Genomic DNA, 21,930 nt, shown 5'->3' with positions numbered 1-21,930 from the left:
TACCAGTTGTAGTACAAGGAGATCCTTCTCCCGTGCGCGCAAAACCCATCACTCTCGCACTCCTGGCCCTCCTCCTCGCGGGTTGCGCCGGCAACCAGCAGGACGGCCAGCCGCAGTCGGGTGACACACGGTTCGTCGCCGGCGACGGGAAGGTCACGATCTTCGCCCAGGCCGACCGCAAGCAGGCGCCCGAGGTGCGGGGCACGACCCTCACCGACACCACCGTCTCCCTCGCCGACCACAAGGGCAAGGTCGTCGTGATCAACTTCTGGGCGTCGTGGTGCGGCCCCTGCCGGGCCGAGGCGCCCGTGCTCAAGGACGTCGCCGCCAAGACCAAGGCCAGCGGGGTCGAGTTCCTCGGGATCGACTTCAAGGACCGCAAGGCCGACGCGCTGGCCTTCGAGCGGACCGAGCAGTCCGGCTACCCCAGCATCTTCGACCAGCCCGGCAAGGTCGCGCTGTCCTTCCAGGGCACGGTGCCGCCCGCCGCCATCCCGTCCACGCTGATCATCGACGCGCAGGGCCGGATCGCCGCGCGGGCGCTCGGCGCGGTCAAGTACACCGACCTCATGGACGCGGTCACGAAGGTTCGCGATGAGCGCTGACTGGGTGTCCACCGTCGCCTCCGGCTCGCTCGTCCTGGCCCTGCCGATCGCGGTGCTCGCCGGGCTGGTCTCGTTCCTGTCCCCGTGCGTGCTGCCACTGGTGCCCGGCTACCTGTCGTACGTCACCGGCATGAGCGCCGATCCCAAGCGCGGCCGGCTGGTGCTCGGCACCGCGCTGTTCGTGCTGGGCTTCGGGCTGGTCTTCGTGCTGAGCGGGGCGCTGTTCGGCGGCCTCGGCGCGGCCCTGCTCGGCAACGCCGAGATCATCACCCGCGTCCTCGGCGTGCTCACCATCGTGCTCGGCCTGGCCTTCCTCGGTGTGATCCCCGGCATGATGCGCGACGTGCGCATCCACCGGATGCCCGCCGCGGGGCTGGCGGGCGCGCCGCTGCTCGGCGTGGTGTTCGGCCTCGGCTGGACCCCGTGCATCGGCCCGACGCTGGCCGTCGTGCTCACCCTCGGCCTCAACGAGGGCAGCGCCGGCCGCGGCGCCGTGCTCGCCGGCGCGTACGCGCTCGGCCTCGGCCTGCCGTTCGTCGCGGCCGCCTTCGCCTATCGGTGGGCGCTGCGCTCCATCAAGGCCATCCGCCGCCACAGCAGACTGATCACCAGGGTGGGCGGCGGCATGCTGGTCGCCGTGGGCGTCCTGCTGGTCACCGGGCTCTGGACTGAGATCATCGCGTCCATGCAGGTGTGGATCGGCGGATTCGAGCCGGTGATCTGATGACGATCGACGAGCTCAAGAAGCAGCAGGCGCCCCAGCCCGCCCAGTTCGGCGTGCTGGGCTGGTTGCGGTGGGGGTGGCGCACCCTCACCGCGATGAAGACCGCCCTGGTGCTGCTGTTCCTGTTCGCGCTGGCCTCCATCCCCGGCTCGCTGGTGCCGCAGCGCGGCGTCGAGCCGGACAAGGTCGCGAAGATCTACCAGAACAACCCCGCGCTCGCCGAATGGTACGACCGGCTGTCCCTCTTCGACGTCTTCCAGTCGCCCTGGTTCGCGGCCATCTACCTGCTGCTGTTCACCTCGCTGATCGGCTGCATCATCCCGCGTACCTCGACGTTCGTCCGCGAGCTGCGCCGCCGCCCGCCCGCCGCGCCCAAGAACCTCGGCCGCCTGCCGTACCACTCCTCCCTCGACGGCGACCTCACCGTGGAGGAGGCCGCCAAGCGGCTGCGCGGCCTGCGCTTCCGGGTGGACACCGGGCCCGGCTGGGTGTCGGCGGAGAAGGGCTACCTGCGCGAGGTCGGCAACCTGCTGTTCCACGTCTCACTGCTCGGCATCCTGGTCGCGGTCGGCATCGGCAGCCTGTACGGCTACCGCGGCAACGTCCTGGTCGTCGAGGGCGACGGCTTCGCCAACACGGTGGCCGCCTACGACCGCTACATGCCCGGCAGCCAGGTCTCCGCCGAGTCGCTGGAGCCGTTCTCCTTCCAGCTCACCGACTTCAGCGCCTCCTACCAGCTCCAGGGGCAGAAGCGCGGTCAGGAGCTCGACTACTCCGCCTACCTCAAGGTGAACGACTCGCCGGGCGCGCCCGAACGCGCCTACGAACTCAAGGTGAACGAGCCGCTGGAGATCGACGGCACCCAGACCTACCTCATCGGCCACGGCTACGCGCCGGTCGTCAAGGTGACCGACGGCAAGGGCCAGGTCGCCTTCGACGGGCCGGTGCCGTGCCTGATCGAGAGCAAGCCCACGCTCACCTCCGCCTGCGTGGTCAAGGCGCCCGACGCCCAGCCCAGTCAGCTCGGCTTCGTGCTCGGCTTCCTGCCCACCAGCGTGCAGACGCAGGACGGCACGTTCGTCTCCGCCTTCCCCGGCGCGATCAACCCCGAGCTGCAGATCGTCGGAGCCTTCTCCGGCGACCTCGGCGTCCGCTCGGGCCGGCCCCAGTCGGTCTACGAGCTGGCCCCGCCGGAGATCATGAAGAAGCTCAACCCGCTGGTCATGGGCTCCAAGGCGCCCAAGCCGCTCGCGGTCGGGCAGTCCTTCGACCTGCCGGACGGCGCGGGCAAGATCGAGTTCACCGCCGTCAAGGAGTGGATGACCCTCCAGATCGCCCACGACCCTGGCCGGGTCCCCGCGCTCGTCTCCTCGGCGGCCGCGGTCCTCGGCATCGTGCTCTCGCTCATGATCCGCCGCCGCCGCCTCTGGGTACGGCTGGACGGCACCACGGTCCAGATCGGTGGGCTGACACGTACCGAAGGTTCCGGCGCGGGCTTCTCCGAGGAGTTCGCCGGCATCGTCAAAATCCTATCTTCAGGAGAGAAGGATGTCCGCTGAGCAACTCGCCGGACTGAGCGACAATCTCGTCCTCGCCACCGTGCTGCTCTATCTCGTCGCCATGATCGGCTTCGCGATGGAGCTAGCCTTCGGCAAGGCTCGCGGTAACGTCTCGGCCGCCGCCAAGAGGAGAGTGCCGCTCGCGGCGGCCTCCTCGGGCGGAGTCGCGGTCAAGGAACCGGAGACGGCCGTCGCCGACACCCCCGAGCCGCCGGCCTGGGCGCTGAAGGCCGGCACCGCCGCCGTCGCGCTCGGCTGGCTCGGCTGGGCCGCCAACCTCGCCGCCATCGTCACCCTCGGCTTGGCCGTGGAACGCTGGCCGTGGGGCAACATGTACGAGTTCGTGCTGGCGCTCTGCTGCGCCGCCGTGACCGCCTTCCTGGTCACCCAGCTCCGGCAGAACATCCGCTTCCTCGGCGCTTTCGTCATGGTCGCGGCCACGCTGGGCATCGGCTTCGCGGTCAAGTACCTCTACGTCCAGGCAGGGCCCGTGGTGCCCGCCCTGGACTCCTACTGGATCGCCATCCACGTCTCCGCGGCGATCATCGCCAGCGGCCTGTTCACGCTCGCGGGCGTGGCCGGCATCCTCTACCTGGTCCGCCGTGAGGGCCTGTCCAGGCTGCCCACCCGCGCCGAACTGGAGCGGGTCGCGCACCGCGCGATCGTGCTGGCCTTCCCGCTGTGGACGTTCGCCGTCATCGCCGGCGCGCTCTGGGCGGACAAGGCGTGGGGCCGGTACTGGGGCTGGGACCCCAAGGAGGTCTGGGCGTTCATCACCTGGATCGCCTACGCCGCCTACCTGCACGCCAGGGCCACGGCCGGCTGGCGCGGCAGGTCGGTGACGATCGTCCAGCTCGTCGCGTTCGGCTGCCTGCTGTTCAACCTGGTCGGCGTCAACATCTTCCTGGGCGGCCTGCACAGCTACTCGGGCCTGTAGAACGCTCAGTCGTCGTCGCGCAGGCGGCGGTCGAGGTCGCGCAGAAAGTCGGGATCGTCATCCGGGCCCTTCGGGGCCTGGGTGCGCTTCGTCGTGTCCGGTGGTGGCACGCGCGTCGCGCGCGGGCCGTGGGGGCGGCCGAGCAGCAGCCAGAACAGGCCGCCGACCAGGGGCAGCAGCAGAATGACGAGCACCCAGAGGATCTTGGGCAGGTTCCTGGCCTCTTCGTCAGGGGTGGTGATGACGTCGAACAGGCAGTAGAGCCAGAAGGCCATGACCGCCAGACCGACAAGGACGCTAGGCATGCCCGAACTGTAAGCCATCGATCGAGTGATCGTGCGTGCGCGCTGCCCCATTTCGGATGACTCGGGAAGATCCGCGTCGTACGGTGGAACCTGATCCAGGGAGCTGCGACTACGGGCTCCACGTCGGGGAGAGGTGCTATGGCCTTTTCTGGCGATCGGCGGTCCGGTGACAAGGGCCGCCATCGGCGGGGCAGCCGCTGGTGGCGCCGCGGCTCGTACCTCTCCGCACGCGGTTCCGACGCGCCACGCGAGTCCTTCTGGGGCGGCGACCATCCGGAGGATCCTCCTGAGGCCGAGGCCCCCAGGGAGCGTTCCAGGGAGCGCGTGGAGGGCTTCCGGGACCGCTGGCGGGAACGCTTCACCGACGGCCTGTCCGGCGGCGCCGACCGGAAACCGGACGGCCGGGCCGGTGCCGCGGATTCGGTGGCCGGGCGTCAGGAGCGGGTGGAGCGCGGGGATCGGAACAGCGAGCGGTTCGCGGCGGCTGTGGTGGACCGGCCGCAGTACACCTGGCAGGACTTCGAGCTCGTCGACGAGCGGCCCCGGGCGCAGCCCAACCGGCCCGACGTTCCCCCGCAGGGCGACGGGCTGCGCCACTGCGGCAGCCTGGAAGCGATCCTGCACCGCCAGTGGGACGCCCGCCAGGGACCGCCCGCCGCCGACACCGTCCGAGCGGTGGAGAGCCTGGCCGGGCTGCCGGACCGGCTCAAGCGGCTGCTCGCCGACGGCCTGGAGGGCATCTACGTCGGCTCCGGCGGCGTCCCCGACCTCGACGACATGTCCTACCTGCGCGGCGCCCCCCTCCCTTCAGGCCGCGCCACCTGGGACATCTGCGCCGGCGCGTACGGCGAGCGCAAGATCGTGGTCGGCGACCGCCCCTCGCCCACGCCGGACGTGATGATGCACGAGGTCGGGCACGCGATCGACGACGTCGACTCGCCGGAGGGCGACTGGGTGTCCGACTCGCCGGAGTTCCTGGCGCTCTACGAGCAGTGCACGCCCCTTCTGGCATCCTCCTTCCACCGGCAGGGCGGCGGACTGGGGCGCAAGGAGTTCTTCGCGGACGCCTTCGCGGCGATCGCCTCACGCCAGCGGCCCGCCCTCGTCGACATGCTGGGCGGTGACACGCGGATGGCGCTCAACGTGATGTTGTTCTTCAACCGGCGCTACGGAATCTAGGTGATCAGTCATGTACGTGATCCGGCTCGCGGACGGCACCATTCGGGTGCCGCAGAGCCTGACCAGCGATGACGGGCGTCTCATCGGCAACGCGTACGTCGAGATCGAGCCGGGGGACCCTGACTACGAGAGGTGGCTGGCCGAGTCGCTGACCGAGTTCGAGGTGGCGGAGCGCCGTCGCAGGTGGGAGGCGGAGAACGACGCGCTGGAGCGCGAGTTCCTGGCGTTCAGGTCCGAGCAGGAGGATGCCTGATCCGGTGGCGACGCGGCGGTGGTCAGGCGGTGAGCGCGAGTGGCGCAGGCGAGGGAAGCCCGGCCACGGCCGGCCTTACACCCTGATGCGGGGATGTGCGCGCGCTGACCCGTGTCGGTGACCCTGCGGCTCCGGGTATGGCACGCAGGATCACCGGTGACGGTACGTCAGACGCGCGGGGACTCACCTGCCGGCCGATCGGCCGTAAGAACGTCCTCGCCACGAAGAAGGGCGTGCACCTCCGACTCGCGGAAACGCCGGTGCCCTCCGGGGGTACGGATGCTACTGATGCGGCCTGCCGCGGCCCAGCGCGTCACCGTCTTTGGGTCTACCCGGAAGAGGGCGGCAACCTCTCCAGGGGTCAGCAGACGCTCGCTGCTACTCTCCACCAATCTCTCCCCCTCGCATCCCGCTTCCTGCCAGCGGGCGGACAGGTATCCAGTGTGTCGAGCGAAACCTGATTTATCCGTGCTTTTCTACAAAGATCACGGGTTGTTATCAGCCGACTGCCCGATTGTTATATGATAGAGCCTCTTTGGGGCTCTCGTGGGTGTTTCTTTACGAAAGCGCCTGACTGGGAACAGTAGCAGCGGTCGCGCCTGGTGCGAAGAGCGACGCACGGAGCGGGGCGAGTAACCTCGAACCTGTGCGTCCCGTTCTCGTTTACACCGCGTCGCGGATCGGCCTGTTTCTCGTAACTCTGGGTGTGCTCTATCTGCTCAACGTGCGCCACCCACTGCTGCTGATCGTCATCGCCTTCGTGGTCAGCGGCATAGCCAGCTATGTCCTGCTGTCCAAGCAGCGTGACGCCATGAGCTCACGCATCAGCGACAAGGTCGACCGCAACAAGCCGCAGGGCGACTAGGGCAGGGGGAACATGCCAATCCGGGCATGGTACTCCCGTCCGAGTCGCGTTGTGTCACTACCAACCAGTAGTCCGCCCTTGTGCGCCAGAAATGCCTTGACTCCGATGCCGCGCTCGCGGCCGGGGTTCCAGCTCAGCGCCTTTCCTGTGCGCGGGTGAATGGCGGCGATGCCCTCCCGGGGCACCGCGCCCGGCCCCGCCGAGTCCCGCCCTGACGGGTTGTTCATCCAGCGCTGATGCCCCCCCACATAGACCGCCGCGCCGGTGGCCGCCACGGAGTAGAGCGAGTCGCCGCCGGTGTGGTTGATCCAGGTGGGCTTGATCCGGCTGCCCTTGGCGTAGGTCTCGAAGCGGGCCGCGGTGTCGCACGGCTTCTTCGCGCCGCCGCGCGGGCCACCGGTGGTCACCAGCGCGAAGTAGCTGCCGTCGGGCGCGAAGTCGAGACCCCGGACGTACGAGGGGAAGCTGTCCATGCACGTCACCGCGTACGTGTCGGTGCGCCAGTCGGCGACCCTGGGCGTGGCGGCGCCGATGTCGATCAGGCCGAGCTGTGGCCGGGACCGGCCGTCGAGGGTGGTGAAGCTGCCGTCGACCGCGAGCCGGTCCCGCGACAGCGCGATGGCGTGCACCTTCACCTTCGAGGTGAGCGGCGAGCCCGGGGTGATCGTGAAGCGCGGGTCGGGCTGTCCGGTGGTCGCGTCGAGCCTGGCCAGCGCCGGGCGGGGGATGCCGCCGACGTGGTCGAAGTCGCCGCCGGCGTACAGCTCGGAACCCCGTCTGGCCAGGGTGGACACCGCGCCGCCGGAGATCCTGGGGGTGAAGCCGGGGACGACAGAGCCGTCGGCCAGGCCGAGCCGGACCAGCGCGCGCCCGCGCGCGTGGTTGACCGAGGTGAAGCCGCCCGCGACGTAGACGGTGCCGCCGCCGCCCGCCGCGAGGGCGCTCACCGGCCCGTCGACCACGGGGGCGAAGTCCGGCAGGATCCTGCCGGTGGACAGCGAGTAGGCGAACAGGTTGTCCCTGGCCAGGACGGTCGTCCGGGCCGCGTCGCCGACCTCGCTGAACGCGCCGCCGACCACCACGGTGTCGCCGACGAGCACGATGGCGTTGACGATGCCGTCGAGCACATGGGGGGTGGTGTCGACCGGATCGGCGGACACCACGCGTTCGTGCCTGATCGCAGAGGAGGGGACCAGGGCCAGCAGCGTGGCCATGGTCGCGGTGAGGGCAAGCATTCGCCAAGTCTTATCAGCCTCTGAGTAATCGGCACGCTACTTTCCGTTTATTGTCCGGTACGCCCTAGGCTTGCCCTATGACGCGCGCTCAGCTCGACAAGCAGCCGCATGAGGTCGCCGCGATGTTCGATCGCACGGCCCGCCGGTATGACTTGGTGAACGACGTAATCTCCCTCGGCCAGGTGCGACTCTGGCGCAAGGCGGTCGCGGCCGCCGTCGACGCGGGCCCCGGCGAGCTCGTCCTCGACCTCGGCGCCGGCACCGGCACCTCGACGGACGCCTTCACCGCCTTGGGCGCCCGCGCCATCGCCTCCGACTTCTCCCTCGGCATGCTGACCACGGGAGTGCGGCGCAGGGGCGGGTCGGGCATCTCCGGCGGCGGCGTGCGCGGCGTCTCGTTCGTCGCGGGCGACGCGCTCAGGCTGCCGTTCGCCGACGACTCCTTCGACGCCGTGACGATCTCCGTGGCGCTGCGCAACGTGCACGACACCTCGCAGGCGCTGCGCGAGATGCTCCGGGTGGCGAAGCCGGGCGGGCGGCTGGTGATCCTCGAGTTCTCCCACGTGACGGTGCCGATAGTGGACACGGTCTACCGGGAGTACCTGATGAGGCTGCTGCCGAAGGTGGCCAAGGTGTTCGGCTCCAACGACGACTCCTACGAGTACCTCGCCGAGTCGATCAGGGACTGGCCCGACCAGCGGACACTGGCCGGGATCATCCAGCGTGCCGGTTGGGAGCGCGTCGCCTGGCGCAACCTCACCATGGGCACCGTCGCGCTCCACCGCGGTTTCAAGCCCCGGGGCTGATCGATGCGCGAGTGAGCTTGCGCGGGAGGTGTCCGGGGGGTGAGTCTGGTCACAGCGCGGCCGGAGGTCTAGCGGTTGGCCGGTGGTTTCTGTCGTATCTGTGCGCATTGTGCTCGTCAGGGTTACGATGGTCTTCTAGCTCGGGAAATGCACCGCAATCCTCGCCGGGATTAATGTCGGGATTCCCGCTGGGAATCTCGTCCGATCCTGTGAGCACGGCCCGAAGGAGAGCGCAGTGGCGCGGGATGCCAGCCCCACCGTCAGCCAGCGCAGGCTCGCCGCTGAGCTCCGGCGGCTTCGCGAGGACGCTCGCCGGACGGGCACCCAACTGGCCGAGGCGCTCGACTGGTCCACCTCGAAGATCTCCCGCATCGAGAAGGCCCAGGTGGTCGTGCAGCGGGACGATGTCGCCCGCCTGGCCGACTTCTACCAGATCGAGCCGAAGCTGCGCGAGACGCTGCTCGCGTTGTCGATGGAATCCGAGGCCAAGGGCTGGTGGGACGGCTACGCCGACTCCCTGCCCGACTCCTATGTGAACTACATCGGCCTCGAATGGGGCGCCCAGTCGATGCTCACCTGGCAGAACGTCATCTTCCCCGGACTCTTCCAGACCGCCGACTACGCCCGCGCCGCCATGGGGCTCGGCCACCCGCTGAACACGATGTCGCCCGCCGAGGTGGAACGGCGGGCCCGGCTGCGCCTGCAGCGCCAGGGGATACTCCAGGGGCCGGGCGCGCTGGACATCTCCGCGCTGGTCGACGAGTCGGTCCTGTACCGCCGGTTCGGCACCCCGGAGGTCATGCGGGACCAGTTGCTGCGGGTCGTCGAGATCGCCAGGCTGCCGAACGTCTCGATCCGGGTGCTGCCACTCAACGCGCCGCACATGCACGCGCACCACGGGTTCGTCCTGCTGCGCTTCCCGCCGCGCGACGGGCTGGAACGGCTGCACGACGACGTCGTCTACCTGGAGAAGGTCACGGGCGGCGCGTTCGAGGAGGGGGAGAAGGAGACCTACCTCTTCGACAGGCTCTTCTATCAGATGTCCATCGAGGCCATGTCCGACGAGGACTCGGTGGATTTCATTGCTGACCTGGCGGACCGTTCACGTTCGACATGATGTGAATCCCTTGCTCGGTGCCGGGGTATGTCCATCTAGCCCCCCGACAGTGAGGATGTATCGATGGAGCCGGCGACCTGGCGCAAGAGCACTTTCAGCGGTAACAACGGCGAGTGCGTGGAGGTGGCGTGGACTCCGACCGCCGTGAAAGTGCGCCACTCCCAGCGCCCGGACGACGAGGTCCTGCGCTTCACGCCGGCCGAGTGGACCGCGTTCGTGGCCGGAGTGCGTAACGGGGAGTTCGACCACGTGCGGTGACCGCGCGGATCTGACCCCGCCGGAGCCGTAAAAGACGTAACTGCTCCCAAGGATTGTCGAGCGCCCCATCTGTCTTTCATGGTCTACTTCCACCCTGGCCGCGTCACTACGACAGGGCGTCGGCGATTTGACTCTCTCTGGCATGGGTTGGGATGGGTGGAACCGTGGACGGCGTTTCCTGGCGGAAGAGCAGCTTCAGCAACACCAACGGGGAGTGCGTGGAGTTCGCGCGCGTCGCCGACGGTGTCCTGATCCGCGACTCGAAGAATCCGTCCGGGCCGGTTCTCGCCTTCACGCCGGGCGAATGGCGGGCGTTCCTCGCGGGCGTCCGCCAGTCAGAATTCGACCTCTGACCGGAAGGCGGGTCGCACGGCGGCGCTCAGCTGTGTGTTTGTTCACATAAACTTGCAGGTCAAAGCTGTGTACGCCGTGTTCTGCGGCGTGATCCCCAGAGGGGGCGGCAGGGGGGCGTCGGCTCATGAAGATCCTCCGGTAGCCTACCCCGAGGGGCAACCCGCCTGACACCTTGCAACGGAAAAGCGTTAGACTGCCGGGCGACAAGTTTGTGAAGAGCTTCACAAAGGAACGAAGGCCCCACACCCCGAGGCCATCGAGCGTGTAGGAACAGGACAGGTCCCGTGACCGTGCCAGCCGTCATCCAGGCTGACGCCGACGTCATCGTCGTCGGCGCCGGACCCGCCGGTTCCGCGACAGCGTTTTACCTCGCCCGAGCCGGGCTCGACGTATTGCTGCTTGAAAAGACCAGGTTCCCCAGGGAGAAGGTCTGTGGTGACGGCCTCACCCCGCGAGCGGTCAAGCAACTGATCAACATGGGCGTCGACATCGACGCGCCCGGCTGGATCAGGAACAAGGGACTGCGCGTCGTCGGCGGCGGGCTCAGATTCGAGCTGGACTGGCCCGAGCTGTCGAGCTTCCCCGACTTCGGTCTCGTCCGCACCCGGCAGGACTTCGACCAGATCATGGCCGCGCACGCGGTCAAGGCCGGTGTGCGCCTGATGGAGGGCGTGAACGTCACCGGGCCGGTGCTCGACGACCGCAGCGGCCATGTCGTGGGTGTCACCACCAAGGGCGGCGCGACCTACCGTAGCCGCCTGGTGGTCGCCGCCGACGGCAACTCCACCCGGCTCGCGCTGTCGATGGGACTGCACAAGCGTGAGGACCGCCCGATGGGCGTGGCCGTACGCACGTACTTCGAGAGCCCGCGCCACGACGACGACTACCTGGAGACCTGGCTCGAGCTGTGGGACGGCGACACGCTGCTGCCCGGCTACGGCTGGGTCTTCGGCGTCGGCGACGGCACCAGCAACGTCGGCCTCGGCCTGCTCAACACCAGCGACGCCTTCAAGACGATCGACTACCGCGATCTGCTCAGGCGCTGGGTGAAGAACATGCCGGCCGAGTGGGGCTACACCGAGGAGAACATGGTCGGCCCCATCCGAGGGGCCGCCCTGCCGATGGCGTTCAACCGGCAGCCGCACTACACCCGCGGTCTGGTGCTGGTGGGCGACTCGGCGGGAGCGATCAACCCGTTCAACGGCGAGGGCATCGCCTACGCCATGGAGACCGGCGAGGTGGCCGCCGAGGTCATCGTCAAGGCGCTGCGCGGCACCACTCCCGCACAGCAGGAGCGGATCTTGCGCGGTTATCCACAGGTGCTCAAGGACGCCTACGGCGGATACTTCACGCTGGGCAGGATGTTCGTCGAGGCCATCGGGCGGCCCGGAGTGATGAGCTTCGGCACCCGGCACGGCCTGCCGCACCCGAGGCTGATGCGCTTCGCTCTCAAACTCCTTGGTAATCTCACCGACCGGCGAGGCGATGCGTCGGACCGCATCATCAACGCCCTAGCGAAACTAGCCCCACCAGCATGAACCCAAGACCCACTTATAGATCAGACTGCGCGCCCGCGCGCGTGGAGATGGGAGAGGAGGCGTAGCGATGGATCTTTATGTGCCCATCTTGGTGCTCGCCGTTCTCGCGGGAGGATTCGCGATCTTCTCGGTCGCGATCGCGCCCTTCACCGGTCCCAAGCGCTGGAACCGCGCGAAGCTTGACGCCTACGAATGCGGCATCGAGCCGACGCCCCAGCCGGTCGGTGGCGGCCGCTTCCCGCTGAAGTACATGATCACCGCGATGCTCTTCATCGTATTCGACATCGAGATCATCTTCCTCTACCCGTGGGCGGTCACCTTCGACAAGCTCGGGTTGTTCGGGCTGGTCGAGATGGTGCTGTTCATCGTCACCGTGCTCGTGGCCTACGCCTACGTGTGGCGCCGCAAGGGTCTGGACTGGGACTAGATATGGGACTTGAAGAAAAACTCCCCAGCGGGTTCATCCTCAGCACGGTCGAGCAGGCCGCCGGATGGGCGCGTAAGAACTCCGTGTGGCCGGCGACGTTCGGCCTGGCCTGTTGCGCCATCGAACTGATGGCCACCGGGGCCTCGCACTACGACCTCGCGCGCTTCGGCATGGAGCGCGCTTCGGCGTCTCCGCGTCAGGCCGACCTCATGATCGTCGCCGGTCGGGTGTCGCAGAAGATGGCGCCGGTGCTCCGGCAGATCTACGACCAGATGGCCGAGCCCAAGTGGGTCATCGCCATGGGCGTGTGCGCCTCCAGCGGCGGCATGTTCAACAACTACGCCATCGTGCAGGGCGTGGACCACGTCGTCCCGGTCGACATCTACCTGCCCGGCTGCCCGCCGCGGCCGGAGATGCTGATCGACGCGATCGTGAAGCTGCACGACAAGATCCAGAACATGAAGTTCGGCGCGCACCGGGCCAAGCAGATCGAGGAGCTCGAACTCCAGGCGCTGCGTACGCTGCCGCTGATCGATCAGGGGGCCGGCAAGTGAGCGAGAACCTCCCTGACGTGCCGGAGGAGCCGGTCGCCAGGAACGGCATGTTCGGCGCCGCCGACACCGGCGACACCTCCGGCTACGGCGGCCTGGTGGTACGGCGCGCCCCCCAGCTGTCGACTCCCCGCCCCTACGGCGACTACTTCGACGACGTGGTCGACACGCTCGAAGCCGGCATCGAGGACGCCGTCGAGCGCGTCGTCGTCGACCGCGGCGAGCTGACCGTGCACGTCCGCCGCGAGAAGCTGGTCGAGGTCTGCCGCCGCCTGCGCGACGACGCCGAGCTCCGCTTCGAGCTGTGCCTCGGCGTGTCCGGCGTGCACTACCCGCACCTGGTCGGCGAGGAGCTGCACGCGGTGCTGCACCTGTGCTCGATCACCCACAACCGGCGCATCCGCGTCGAGACGAGCTGCCCGGACAGCGACCGGCACATCCCGTCGACGGTCGGCGTCTACCCGACCAACGACTGGCACGAGCGCGAGACCTACGACTTCTTCGGGATCATCTTCGACGGTCACCCCGCGCTGACCCGGATCATGATGCCGGACGACTGGGAAGGCTTCCCGCAGCGCAAGGACTACCCGCTGGGCGGTATCCCGGTGGAGTACCGCGGCGCCGAGATCCCCTCGCCGGACCAGAGGAGGTCCTACTCATGAGCACGGGCTACGACGAGGCGACCGAGGGCAAGGTCTACTCCGTCAACGGGCAGGACTGGGACGAGGTCGTCGACGCGGTCCGCGAGTCCGAGGACGAGCGCCTGGTCATCAACATGGGCCCGCAGCACCCGTCCACGCACGGCGTGCTCCGGCTCATCCTGACCCTCGACGGTGAGACGGTGACCGAGGCCCGCGGCGGCATCGGCTACCTGCACACCGGCATCGAGAAGAACATGGAGTTCCGGACGTGGACCCAGGGGACCACGTTCGTCACCCGCATGGACTACCTCGCGCCGATCTTCAACGAGACGGCCTACTGCCTGGGCGTGGAGAAGCTGCTTGGCATCACCGACCGGATCCCCGAGCGCGCCTCGGCCATCCGGGTGATGATGATGGAGCTCAACCGGATCTCCTCACACCTGGTCGCGATGGGCACGTTCGGCATGGAGCTGGGCGCGACCACGCCGTTCCTGTTCGGCTACCGCGACCGCGAGCTGATCATGGACCTGTTCGAGTACATCACGGGTCTGCGGATGAACATGGCCTACATCAGGCCCGGTGGTGTGAGCGTCGACCTGCCCGCGGGCGCGGTCGACAAGATCGGTGAGTTCCTCAAGGAGATGCCCAAGCGGATCAAGGACATCCGCAAGCTGCTCGACGAGAACCCGGTCTACACCCGCCGTACCAAGGACGTCGCCTACCTCGACCTGACCGGCTGCATGGCGCTGGGCATCACCGGCCCGATCCTGCGCTCGGCCGGCCTGCCGTGGGACCTGCGCAAGTCGCAGCCCTACTGCGGCTACGAGGACTACGAGTTCAACGTGCCGACCCAGCAGAGCTGCGACGTCTTCGGCCGCTATCTCGTCCGGATGGCCGAGATGGAGGAGTCCCTGAAGATCATCGAGCAGGCGCTCGACCGCCTGGCCGGGCCGCTGAAGAACAAGCCGGTGATGATCGAGGACAAGAAGATCGGCTGGCCCGCGCAGCTCGCGCTCGGGCCCGACGGCTTCGGCAACTCGCCCGACCACATCGCGCACATCATGAGCAGCTCCATGGAAGCCCTCATCCACCACTTCAAGCTGGTGACCGAAGGTTTCCGGGTGCCGGCGGGCCAGGCCTACGCCACCGTCGAGTCGCCCCGCGGCGAGCTGGGCGCGCACGTGGTCAGCGACGGCGGCACGCGCCCCTACCGGGTGCATTTCCGCGAGCCGTCCTTCACGAACCTGCAGGCCTTCCCCGCGATGGCGGAGGGCGGACAGGTCGCCGACGTCGTCGCGGCCGTGGCCTCGATCGACCCCGTCATGGGAGGTGTGGACCGGTGAGCTATTCGCCGGAAGTCCGGGAGCGTCTCGAACGGGACGCCAAGGAGATCATCGGGCGCTACCCGAAGACGCGGTCGGCGCTGCTGCCGCTGCTTCACCTGGTGCAGTCGGAGGACGGCTACATCACCGACAGCGGCCAGGAGTTCTGCGCCGAGATGCTCGGCCTGAACAAGGCCGAGGTCGTGGGCGTCGCGACGTTCTACACGATGTACAAGCGCAAGCCGGTGGGCGAGTACCACGTCGGCGTCTGCATCAACTCCCTGTGCGCCGTCATGGGCGGCGACCAGATCTGGGAGGAGCTGTCGGAGCACGTCGGCGTCGGTCACGACGAGGCGACCGCCGACGGCAAGGTCTCGCTGGAGCGGCTGGAGTGCAACGCCGCCTGCGACTTCGCCCCGGTCATGATGGTCAACTGGGAGTTCTTCGACAACCAGACGCCCGACTCGGCCAAGCAGCTCGTCGACGACCTGCGCGACGGCAAGCCCGTCTCGCCCACCCGCGGCCCGGAGAAGCTCTGCTCCTTCAAGCAGGCCTCGCGGGTGCTCTCCGGCTTGCCGGACGAGCTGGCCGGTGAAGGTCCGAGCGCCGCCGGCCCCTCGCTGGAGGGTCTCAAGGTCGCCAAGGCCAACGGATGGAAGGCCCCCGAGGCATGAGCACCACACTGACGCCGGTCCTGACCGCCAACTGGGACCAGCCGAACTCCTTCACCCTTGAGGGCTACGGCGACTACGCCGCCGCCCGCAAGGCGCTGACGATGGACCCCGACGCCGTCATCCAGGCCGTCAAGGACTCCGGTCTGCGCGGCCGCGGCGGCGCGGGCTTCCCCACGGGCATGAAGTGGGGCTTCATCCCGCAGGGCGACGGCAAGCCGCACTACCTCGTCGTCAACGCCGACGAGTCGGAGCCGGGCACCTGCAAGGACATCCCGCTGATGATGGCCAACCCGCACTCGCTGGTCGAGGGCGTCATCATCACCTCGTACGCGATCAGGGCCAACCACGCCTTCATCTACGTGCGCGGCGAGGTGCTGCACGTGATCCGCCGGCTGCAGGCGGCCGTGCGCGAGGCCTACGAGAAGGGCTACCTGGGCAAGGACGTCCTCGGCTCCGGCTACGACCTGGAACTGGTCGTGCACAGCGGCGCCGGCGCGTACATCTGCGGCGAGGAGACGGCTCTGCTCGACTCGCTGGAGGGCTACCGTGGACAACCGCGCCTCAAGCCCCCGTTCCCGGCTGTAGCGGGGCTTTATGCCTCGCCTACTGTTGTGAACAACGTGGAGTCTGTGGCCAGTGTTCCCTCCATCATCGACAAGGGCGCCGACTGGTTCGCCTCGATGGGGACGGAGAAGTCCAAGGGCTTCGGCATCTTCTCACTGAGCGGCCACGTCACCAGGCCCGGCCAGTACGAGGCGCCGCTCGGCATCACGCTGCGCGAACTGCTCGACATGGCGGGCGGGATCCGCGCGGGGCACCGGATCAAGTTCTGGACCCCCGGCGGCTCCTCCACACCGATCTTCACCGACGAGCACCTCGACGTGCCGCTCGACTTCGAGGCGGTCGGCGCCAAGGGCTCGATGCTCGGCACCCGCGCGCTGCAGATCTTCGACGAGACCACCTGCGTGGTCCGTACGGTGTTGCGCTGGACGGAGTTCTACGCGCACGAGTCGTGCGGCAAGTGCACCCCGTGCCGCGAGGGCACCTACTGGCTCAAGCAGGTGCTCAAGCGCCTGCAGGCCGGGCAGGGCACGGAGGAGGACCTGTCCACGATCACCGACATCGCGGACAACATCCTCGGCCGCTCGTTCTGCGCCCTCGGTGACGGCGCGACCAGCCCGATCCACTCGTCGGTGAAGTACTTCCGCGACGAGTACCTCAAGCACTTCGAGATCGGCGGCTGCCCGTTCGACCCGAAGAAGTCCACCGTGTGGGGTGACCAGTGACCGTTGTAGAGACCGCCCAGCAGGTGGAGGTCGTCACCCTCACCATCGACGGCTTCCAGATCACCGTGCCCAAGGGCACGCTCATCATCAGGGCCGCCGAACTGCTCGGCATCCAGATCCCCAGGTTCTGCGACCACCCGCTGCTCGATCCGGCGGCCAACTGCCGCCAGTGCCTGGTCGACATCCCCGACGCGGGCAACGGCCGCGGCTTCCCCAAGCCGCAGCCGTCGTGCGCGATCGAGGTGGCCGAGGGCATGGTCGTGGCCACCCAGCTCAGCTCCCCGGTCGCCGAGAAGGCGCAGCGGGGCGCGATGGAACTGCTGCTCATGAACCACCCGCTGGACTGCCCGGTCTGCGACAAGGGCGGCGAATGCCCCCTGCAGAACCAGGCCATGTCCAACGGCCAGGGCGAGTCGCGCTTCCAGGAGCAGAAGCGGACCTTCGCCAAGCCGCTGCCGCTCTCGACGCAGGTGCTGCTGGACCGCGAGCGCTGCATCCAGTGCGCGCGATGCATCCGCTTCGCCGACCAGATCGCCGGTGACCCGCTCATCGAGTTCTTCGAGCGCGGGGCCAAGGAGCAGGTGGGCGTCGCCGACGGGCGGCCGTTCGACTCCTACTTCTCGGGCAACACCATCCAGATCTGCCCGGTGGGCGCGCTGACCAGCGCCGCCTACCGGTTCCGGGCCCGCCCGTTCGACCTGGTCTCCACGCCGAGCGCGTGCGAGCACTGCGCCTCCGGCTGCGCGCTGCGCACCGACCACCGGCGCGGCAAGGTCACCCGGCGGCTGGCCGGCAACGACCCGCTGGTCAACGAGGAGTGGAACTGCGACAAGGGGCGCTTCGCGTTCACCTACGCGACGCAGCCCGACCGGCTCAGGACCCCGCTGGTGCGCAACGCCGACGGGGTGCTGGAGCCCGCCTCGTGGCCCGAGGCCCTCGCCGTCGCCGCCAAGGGCCTGACCGCCGCGCGCGGCCGGGCCGGCGTGCTGGTCGGCGGCCGGGTGACCGTCGAGGACGCCTACGCGTACTCGAAGTTCGCCAGGCTCGCCCTGGGCACCAACGACATCGACTTCCGGGCCAGGCCGCACTCCGCCGAGGAGGCGCAGTTCCTGGCGCACGAGGTCGCGGGCAAGGGCATCGAGCTCTCCTACGCCGACCTGGAGAAGGCGCCCGCCGTGCTGCTCGTCGGGTTCGAGCCCGAGGAGGAGTCGCCGATCGTCTTCCTGCGCCTGCGCAAGGCGTGGCTGAAGCACGGTCTCCAGGTCACCTCGATCGCCCCGTTCGCCACCACCGGCCTGGCCAAGATGGGCGGCACGCTGCTGCGTACCGCTCCCGGCGCCGAGGCCGAGGCGCTCGGCGGTCTGGTGGACTCCGGCGCGCTGGCCGAGGGCACGATCGTGCTCGCGGGCGAGCGCCTGGCCGCCGTCCCGGGCGCCCTCTCGGCCCTGGTACGGCTCAGCGCCGCCTCCGGCGCCCGGCTCGCCTGGATCCCGCGCAGGGCCGGCGAGCGCGGCGCACTGGAAGCGGGCGCGCTGCCCAACCTGCTGCCGATCGGCCGCCCGGTCGACGACGAGAGCGCCCGCGCCGAGGTGGCCCGGGCCTGGAACGTCGCCTCGCTGCCCGACACCCCGGGCCGCAGCACCGACGCGATGCTCGCCGCCGCGCTGGGCGAGGAGCTCGACGCCCTGGTGATCGCCGGTGTCGACCCGTACGACCTGGCCGACCCCGAGGCCGCGCTGGCGGCCCTGGAGAACACCCCGTTCATCGTCAGCCTGGAGGTTCGCGCCAGCGCCGTCACCGACCGGGCCGACGTGGTCCTGCCGGTCGCCGCCGTCGCGGAGAAGGGCGGCACGTTCGTCGACTGGGAGGGGCGCGGACGCACCTTCGAGGCGGCGCTCAGGGTGCCCGGCATGCTGACCGACCTCGGTGTGGTCGGCGCCCTCGCCGACCACATGGACGTACACCTCGGCCTGCCCGACGCCAAGGCCGCGCGGCGCGAGCTGAGCGGTATCCGCTCCTGGCGCGGCGCCCGGGTCGCGGCGCCGAGCGTCAACGGCCGGTCGACGGGTGTCCCGCAGGCCGGTGAGGCGCTGCTGGCGACCTGGCACCAGCTGCTCGACGCGGGCCGGCTGCAGGACGGCGAGCCGTACCTGGCCGGGACCGCGCGGGAGGCGGAGGCGCTGCTGTCGGAGGGCACCGCCGCCGAGATCGGCGTCGTCGACGGGGGCAAGATCGTAGTCGGTGAGACGGTGAGCCTGCCGGTGCGCATCGCCGACCTGCCGGACCGGGTGGTCTGGGTGCCGACGAACTCCGCCGGCTGCTCGGTCACGCGTGACCTGCGCGCGGTGGCCGGCGACATCGTCAAGATCGGGAGCGCCTCATGATTCACGTTCTCGCGGCCGATCCGACCCTGGCCGACTTCGGCAAGGACCCGGTCTGGATCTCCATCATCAAGGCCGTGGGCATCTTCGTCTTCCTGATGCTGTCCGTGCTGTTCGGCGTCTGGTTCGAGCGCAAGCTCATCTCCCGGATGCAGAACCGCTACGGCCCCAACCGGGCGGGCAAGTTCGGCCTGCTGCAGTCGGTGGCCGACGGTGTGAAGATGGGCCTGAAGGAGGACCTGTTCCCGCGGACGGTGGACAAGGTCGTCTACCTGCTGGCTCCGGTCATCATGGTGATCCCCGCCTTCGCGACGTTCGCGATCGTGCCGTTCGGGCCGATGGTCAACATGTTCGGCGTGCAGACGCCGCTGCAGCTCACCGACCTGCCGGTCGCGGTGCTGTTCGTGCTGGCCATGGGCGCGGTGTCGGTCTACGGCGTGGTGCTGGCCGGTTGGTCGTCGCGTTCGCCGTACGCGCTGCTCGGTGGTCTGCGGTCGGCGGCTCAGGTGGTCTCCTACGAGGTCGCCATGGGGCTGTCGTTCGTGGCGGTGTTCCTGTTCGCGGGGACGCTGTCCACCTCGGAGATCGTCGCCTCGCAGGCGTCGGGTGGCGCGCTGGAGCTCTTCGGGATGTCCATCCCGATGCCGTCGTGGAACGTCGTGCTGCTGCTGCCGTCGTTCCTGATCTACGTGGTCTGCGCGTTCGGTGAGGCCGCCCGTATCCCGTTCGACCTGCCCGAGGGTGAGGGCGAGCTGGTCGGTGGCTTCCAGACGGAGTACTCCTCGTCGCTGAAGTTCGCGCTGATCATGATGGGCGAGTATCTGCACACGTTCATCGCCTCGGCGATGGCGATCACCCTCTTCCTCGGTGGCTGGCGCGCGCCGTACCCGATCTCGCTCTGGGACGGGGCGAACTCGGGCTACTGGCCGTTCCTGTGGTTCTTCATCAAGTTCGTCCTGGTCTTCTGCTTCGTGGTCTGGGTGCGCGCCTCGCTGCCGCGAGTCCGCTACGACCAGCTCATGGCGCTTGGCTGGAAGGTCCTGATCCCGCTGAACCTGGCGTGGATCCTGCTCGTGGCCACCGTGCGCGCCTACCGCATGGAGGGTGTCGACCAGACCACGGTCCTGGTGATCGCGGCGGTCGTCCTCGTCGGCGCCTTCGCCATCTGGTGGCGCTTCGACGCGGTCAACCAGCGCCGCAAGGAAGCAGCCAAGGCCCAGGTCGAAGCCGAGTACGAGGAGCTCAGGGAAGAGCCCACGGCCGGCGGCTTCCCGGTGCCGCCGCTCGATCTGCCGCACTACCACGGGGTGCAGCGCAAGGAGGTTCCCAGTGGGAGCAACTGATTGGCTGAACCCCGTCAAGGGCTTCGGCGTCACGTTCCACACGATGTTCAAGAAGCCCGTCACGACCAACTACCCGGAGGAGCGCAAGCCGACGGCGCCGCGCTTCCACGGGCGGCACCAGCTCAACCGCTGGCCCGACGGGCTGGAGAAGTGCGTCGGCTGCGAGCTGTGCGCCTGGGCGTGTCCCGCCGACGCGATCTTCGTCGAGGGTGCGGACAACACCGAGGACGAGCGCTTCTCGCCGGGTGAGCGGTACGGCCGCACCTACCAGATCAACTACCTGCGGTGCATCCTGTGCGGGCTGTGCATCGAGGCTTGCCCGACTCGCGCGTTGACCATGACCAACGAGTACGAGCTGGCCGATTCGAGCCGTGAGAGCCTCATCTACACCAAGGAGATGCTGCTCGCGCCGCTCACCGCCGGCATGGAGGCTCCTCCGCACGCCATGCGCCTCGGCGAGACCGAAGAGGACTACTACCGGTTGGGACGCGAGAATGGGTGAGACCATCACATTCTGGGTGCTCGCCGTGGTTTCCGTCGGCGCGGCGCTCGGCATGATCTTCAGCCGCAAGGCGGTCTACTCGGCGCTCATGCTGGGCGGCGTCATGCTCTGCCTCGCGGTGCTGTACGCGGTGCAGGACGCGCCCTTCCTGGCGGCGGTGCAGATCATCGTCTACACCGGCGCGATCATGATGCTGTTCCTGTTCGTGCTCATGCTGGTGGGCGTCGACTCCTCGGACTCGCTGGTCGAGACCATCAAGGGTCAGCGCTTCTGGGCGGCGGTCGCCGGGCTCGGCTTCGCGGCTCTGATCACGCTGGCCATCGGCAACGCGGTCTTCACCCCGACGCTGGGGCTCGCGGGCGCGACCGAGGCGGCCGGCGGCAACGTGCCCGCCCTCGCCGAGCTGGTCTTCACCCGCCACGTGTTCGCCTTCGAGGTCACCTCGGCGCTGCTGATCACCGCCGCGCTGGGCGCGATGGTGCTGGCGCACCGTGAGCGCGACGAGCGCAAGCCCTCGCAGAAGGACCTGTCGCGCGCGAGGTTCCTCGGCCCGCAGCCGTCGCCGCTGCCGGCGCCTGGCACCTACGCCAGGAACAACGCCATCGACATGCCCGCGCTGCTCCCCGACGGCACGGTCTCCGAGCTGTCGCTCAACCGCCACATCGCGCGGTACGACGTCAAGACCGGGCACCTGCCGGCCGATCCGAAGCTCGCCGAGGCGATCAGGCAAGCGGCCGAGGAGGAATCGAAGTGACCACTCACTACCTGGTGCTGTCGGCGCTGCTGTTCTCCATCGGCGCCATCGGCGTGCTGATCAGGCGCAACGCGATCGTCGTGTTCATGTGCGTGGAGCTCATGCTCAACGCATGCAACCTCGCGTTCGTCACCTTCGCCAGGCAGCACGGCAACCTCGACGGCCAGATCATCGCCTTCTTCGTGATGGTGGTGGCCGCGGCCGAGGTTGTGATCGGCCTGGCCATCATCGTGACGATCTTCCGAACCCGCAGGTCGGCGTCCGTTGACGACGCGAACCTGCTGAAGTACTAGAGGTGGCCAGTGGAACCCGCT

26 protein-coding genes are annotated in these 21,930 nt (G+C 68.7%); 23 read left to right on the top strand and 3 right to left on the bottom strand.

Features of this window, described 5'->3' with window-relative positions:
- Positions 1-32: 32 nt before the first annotated feature.
- From ABZ911_RS31145 to ccsB, 4 genes are read left to right on the top strand one after another with little or no spacing between them, the layout of a single operon-like run.
- Positions 33-605: a TlpA disulfide reductase family protein gene (locus ABZ911_RS31145; RefSeq protein ID WP_358063851.1), complete on the top strand. Its 573-nt coding sequence runs from the start codon at positions 33-35 to the stop codon at positions 603-605.
- Entirely contained in the window at positions 595-1,329 is a 735-nt protein-coding gene (locus ABZ911_RS31140) for a cytochrome c biogenesis protein CcdA (RefSeq protein WP_358063848.1), read from the top strand. Before ABZ911_RS31145 ends, ABZ911_RS31140 begins: the two co-directional genes overlap by 11 nt.
- Positions 1,329-2,888: a cytochrome c biogenesis protein ResB gene (locus tag ABZ911_RS31135; protein WP_358063846.1), complete on the top strand. Its 1,560-nt coding sequence runs from the start codon at positions 1,329-1,331 to the stop codon at positions 2,886-2,888. The genes ABZ911_RS31140 and ABZ911_RS31135 overlap by 1 nt, the downstream gene beginning before the upstream one ends.
- Positions 2,878-3,825, top strand: coding sequence for a c-type cytochrome biogenesis protein CcsB (gene ccsB / locus ABZ911_RS31130; RefSeq protein ID WP_358063843.1), 948 nt, complete (start codon positions 2,878-2,880; stop codon positions 3,823-3,825). The genes ABZ911_RS31135 and ccsB overlap by 11 nt, the downstream gene beginning before the upstream one ends.
- 5 nt (positions 3,826-3,830) lie before the next feature.
- Here the strand turns inward: ccsB and ABZ911_RS31125 are convergent, their stop codons facing one another.
- Positions 3,831-4,130, bottom strand: a complete 300-nt coding sequence (locus tag ABZ911_RS31125; RefSeq protein ID WP_358063840.1) for a PLDc N-terminal domain-containing protein — start codon at positions 4,128-4,130, stop codon at positions 3,831-3,833.
- Between the two features lie 138 nt (positions 4,131-4,268).
- Here ABZ911_RS31125 and ABZ911_RS31120 point away from each other — a divergent pair, with 138 nt between their 5' ends.
- Both ABZ911_RS31120 and ABZ911_RS31115 read left to right on the top strand, forming a co-directional pair.
- On the top strand, positions 4,269-5,309 hold the full coding sequence (locus ABZ911_RS31120) for a hypothetical protein (protein WP_358063837.1): 1,041 nt from the start codon (positions 4,269-4,271) through the stop codon (positions 5,307-5,309).
- A gap of 10 nt (positions 5,310-5,319) precedes the next feature.
- The gene (locus ABZ911_RS31115) at positions 5,320-5,562 is read left to right on the top strand and encodes a hypothetical protein (RefSeq protein ID WP_358063834.1); all 243 of its coding nucleotides are present in this window, start codon (positions 5,320-5,322) and stop codon (positions 5,560-5,562) included.
- Between the two features lie 167 nt (positions 5,563-5,729).
- Here the strand turns inward: ABZ911_RS31115 and ABZ911_RS31110 are convergent, their stop codons facing one another.
- Positions 5,730-5,951 carry a BldC family transcriptional regulator gene (locus ABZ911_RS31110; protein ID WP_026214226.1) on the bottom strand — a complete coding sequence of 74 codons (222 nt, stop codon included), beginning with the start codon at positions 5,949-5,951 and terminating at the stop codon, positions 5,730-5,732.
- 257 nt (positions 5,952-6,208) lie between these two features.
- Between ABZ911_RS31110 and ABZ911_RS31105 the strand changes: the two genes are divergently transcribed.
- Positions 6,209-6,427, top strand: a complete 219-nt coding sequence (locus ABZ911_RS31105) for a DUF4229 domain-containing protein (RefSeq protein WP_358063831.1) — start codon at positions 6,209-6,211, stop codon at positions 6,425-6,427.
- On the opposite strand, the gene ABZ911_RS31100 is transcribed toward ABZ911_RS31105, so the two are convergent.
- Positions 6,424-7,662, bottom strand: a complete 1,239-nt coding sequence (locus tag ABZ911_RS31100; RefSeq protein WP_358063828.1) for a hypothetical protein — start codon at positions 7,660-7,662, stop codon at positions 6,424-6,426. The two genes, ABZ911_RS31105 and ABZ911_RS31100, sit on opposite strands and share 4 nt — an antisense overlap.
- A 77-nt stretch (positions 7,663-7,739) precedes the next feature.
- Here ABZ911_RS31100 and ABZ911_RS31095 point away from each other — a divergent pair, with 77 nt between their 5' ends.
- The 16 genes from ABZ911_RS31095 to nuoK all read left to right on the top strand — a co-directional run bounded on the left by ABZ911_RS31095 (position 7,740) and on the right by nuoK (position 21,909).
- Positions 7,740-8,468: a demethylmenaquinone methyltransferase gene (locus tag ABZ911_RS31095; RefSeq protein ID WP_358063825.1), complete on the top strand. Its 729-nt coding sequence runs from the start codon at positions 7,740-7,742 to the stop codon at positions 8,466-8,468.
- A gap of 235 nt (positions 8,469-8,703) precedes the next feature.
- Positions 8,704-9,585 carry a helix-turn-helix transcriptional regulator gene (locus ABZ911_RS31090; RefSeq protein ID WP_358063822.1) on the top strand — a complete coding sequence of 294 codons (882 nt, stop codon included), beginning with the start codon at positions 8,704-8,706 and terminating at the stop codon, positions 9,583-9,585.
- 63 nt (positions 9,586-9,648) lie between these two features.
- Positions 9,649-9,843 carry a DUF397 domain-containing protein gene (locus ABZ911_RS31085; protein ID WP_358063819.1) on the top strand — a complete coding sequence of 65 codons (195 nt, stop codon included), beginning with the start codon at positions 9,649-9,651 and terminating at the stop codon, positions 9,841-9,843.
- Positions 9,844-10,007: 164 nt separating this feature from the next.
- Entirely contained in the window at positions 10,008-10,196 is a 189-nt protein-coding gene (locus ABZ911_RS31080; RefSeq protein ID WP_358063816.1) for a DUF397 domain-containing protein, read from the top strand.
- 285 nt (positions 10,197-10,481) lie between these two features.
- Positions 10,482-11,735, top strand: a complete 1,254-nt coding sequence (locus tag ABZ911_RS31075) for a geranylgeranyl reductase family protein (RefSeq protein ID WP_358063813.1) — start codon at positions 10,482-10,484, stop codon at positions 11,733-11,735.
- A gap of 67 nt (positions 11,736-11,802) precedes the next feature.
- The gene (locus ABZ911_RS31070) at positions 11,803-12,162 is read left to right on the top strand and encodes an NADH-quinone oxidoreductase subunit A (protein WP_358063810.1); all 360 of its coding nucleotides are present in this window, start codon (positions 11,803-11,805) and stop codon (positions 12,160-12,162) included.
- 2 nt (positions 12,163-12,164) lie between these two features.
- The gene (locus ABZ911_RS31065) at positions 12,165-12,716 is read left to right on the top strand and encodes an NADH-quinone oxidoreductase subunit B family protein (RefSeq protein ID WP_358063807.1); all 552 of its coding nucleotides are present in this window, start codon (positions 12,165-12,167) and stop codon (positions 12,714-12,716) included.
- Positions 12,717-12,763: 47 nt separating this feature from the next.
- Complete coding sequence (locus tag ABZ911_RS31060; protein WP_358064058.1) at positions 12,764-13,375, top strand: NADH-quinone oxidoreductase subunit C; 612 nt, start codon at positions 12,764-12,766, stop codon at positions 13,373-13,375.
- Positions 13,372-14,697, top strand: coding sequence for an NADH-quinone oxidoreductase subunit D (locus tag ABZ911_RS31055; protein WP_358063804.1), 1,326 nt, complete (start codon positions 13,372-13,374; stop codon positions 14,695-14,697). The genes ABZ911_RS31060 and ABZ911_RS31055 overlap by 4 nt, the downstream gene beginning before the upstream one ends.
- Positions 14,694-15,350 carry an NADH-quinone oxidoreductase subunit NuoE gene (gene nuoE, locus ABZ911_RS31050; RefSeq protein ID WP_358063801.1) on the top strand — a complete coding sequence of 219 codons (657 nt, stop codon included), beginning with the start codon at positions 14,694-14,696 and terminating at the stop codon, positions 15,348-15,350. The genes ABZ911_RS31055 and nuoE overlap by 4 nt, the downstream gene beginning before the upstream one ends.
- Positions 15,347-16,636, top strand: a complete 1,290-nt coding sequence (gene nuoF / locus ABZ911_RS31045; RefSeq protein WP_358063798.1) for an NADH-quinone oxidoreductase subunit NuoF — start codon at positions 15,347-15,349, stop codon at positions 16,634-16,636. The genes nuoE and nuoF overlap by 4 nt, the downstream gene beginning before the upstream one ends.
- Positions 16,633-19,020 carry an NADH-quinone oxidoreductase subunit G gene (locus ABZ911_RS31040; RefSeq protein WP_358063795.1) on the top strand — a complete coding sequence of 796 codons (2,388 nt, stop codon included), beginning with the start codon at positions 16,633-16,635 and terminating at the stop codon, positions 19,018-19,020. Before nuoF ends, ABZ911_RS31040 begins: the two co-directional genes overlap by 4 nt.
- Positions 19,017-20,360 carry an NADH-quinone oxidoreductase subunit NuoH gene (nuoH, locus tag ABZ911_RS31035; protein ID WP_358063792.1) on the top strand — a complete coding sequence of 448 codons (1,344 nt, stop codon included), beginning with the start codon at positions 19,017-19,019 and terminating at the stop codon, positions 20,358-20,360. Before ABZ911_RS31040 ends, nuoH begins: the two co-directional genes overlap by 4 nt.
- Positions 20,347-20,862, top strand: coding sequence for an NADH-quinone oxidoreductase subunit NuoI (gene nuoI, locus ABZ911_RS31030; protein ID WP_358063789.1), 516 nt, complete (start codon positions 20,347-20,349; stop codon positions 20,860-20,862). Before nuoH ends, nuoI begins: the two co-directional genes overlap by 14 nt.
- Positions 20,855-21,616: an NADH-quinone oxidoreductase subunit J gene (locus ABZ911_RS31025; protein WP_358063787.1), complete on the top strand. Its 762-nt coding sequence runs from the start codon at positions 20,855-20,857 to the stop codon at positions 21,614-21,616. The genes nuoI and ABZ911_RS31025 overlap by 8 nt, the downstream gene beginning before the upstream one ends.
- The gene (gene nuoK, locus ABZ911_RS31020) at positions 21,613-21,909 is read left to right on the top strand and encodes an NADH-quinone oxidoreductase subunit NuoK (RefSeq protein ID WP_358063784.1); all 297 of its coding nucleotides are present in this window, start codon (positions 21,613-21,615) and stop codon (positions 21,907-21,909) included. Before ABZ911_RS31025 ends, nuoK begins: the two co-directional genes overlap by 4 nt.
- The last annotated feature ends 21 nt before the right edge of the window (positions 21,910-21,930 follow it).

Source organism: Nonomuraea sp. NPDC046570, from assembly GCF_040645915.1.
Taxonomy (GTDB): Bacteria; Actinomycetota; Actinomycetes; order Streptosporangiales; family Streptosporangiaceae; genus Nonomuraea.
The sequence above is the reverse complement of the archived record's forward strand: the minus strand, read 5'-3'. Positions and strand labels throughout refer to the sequence as shown.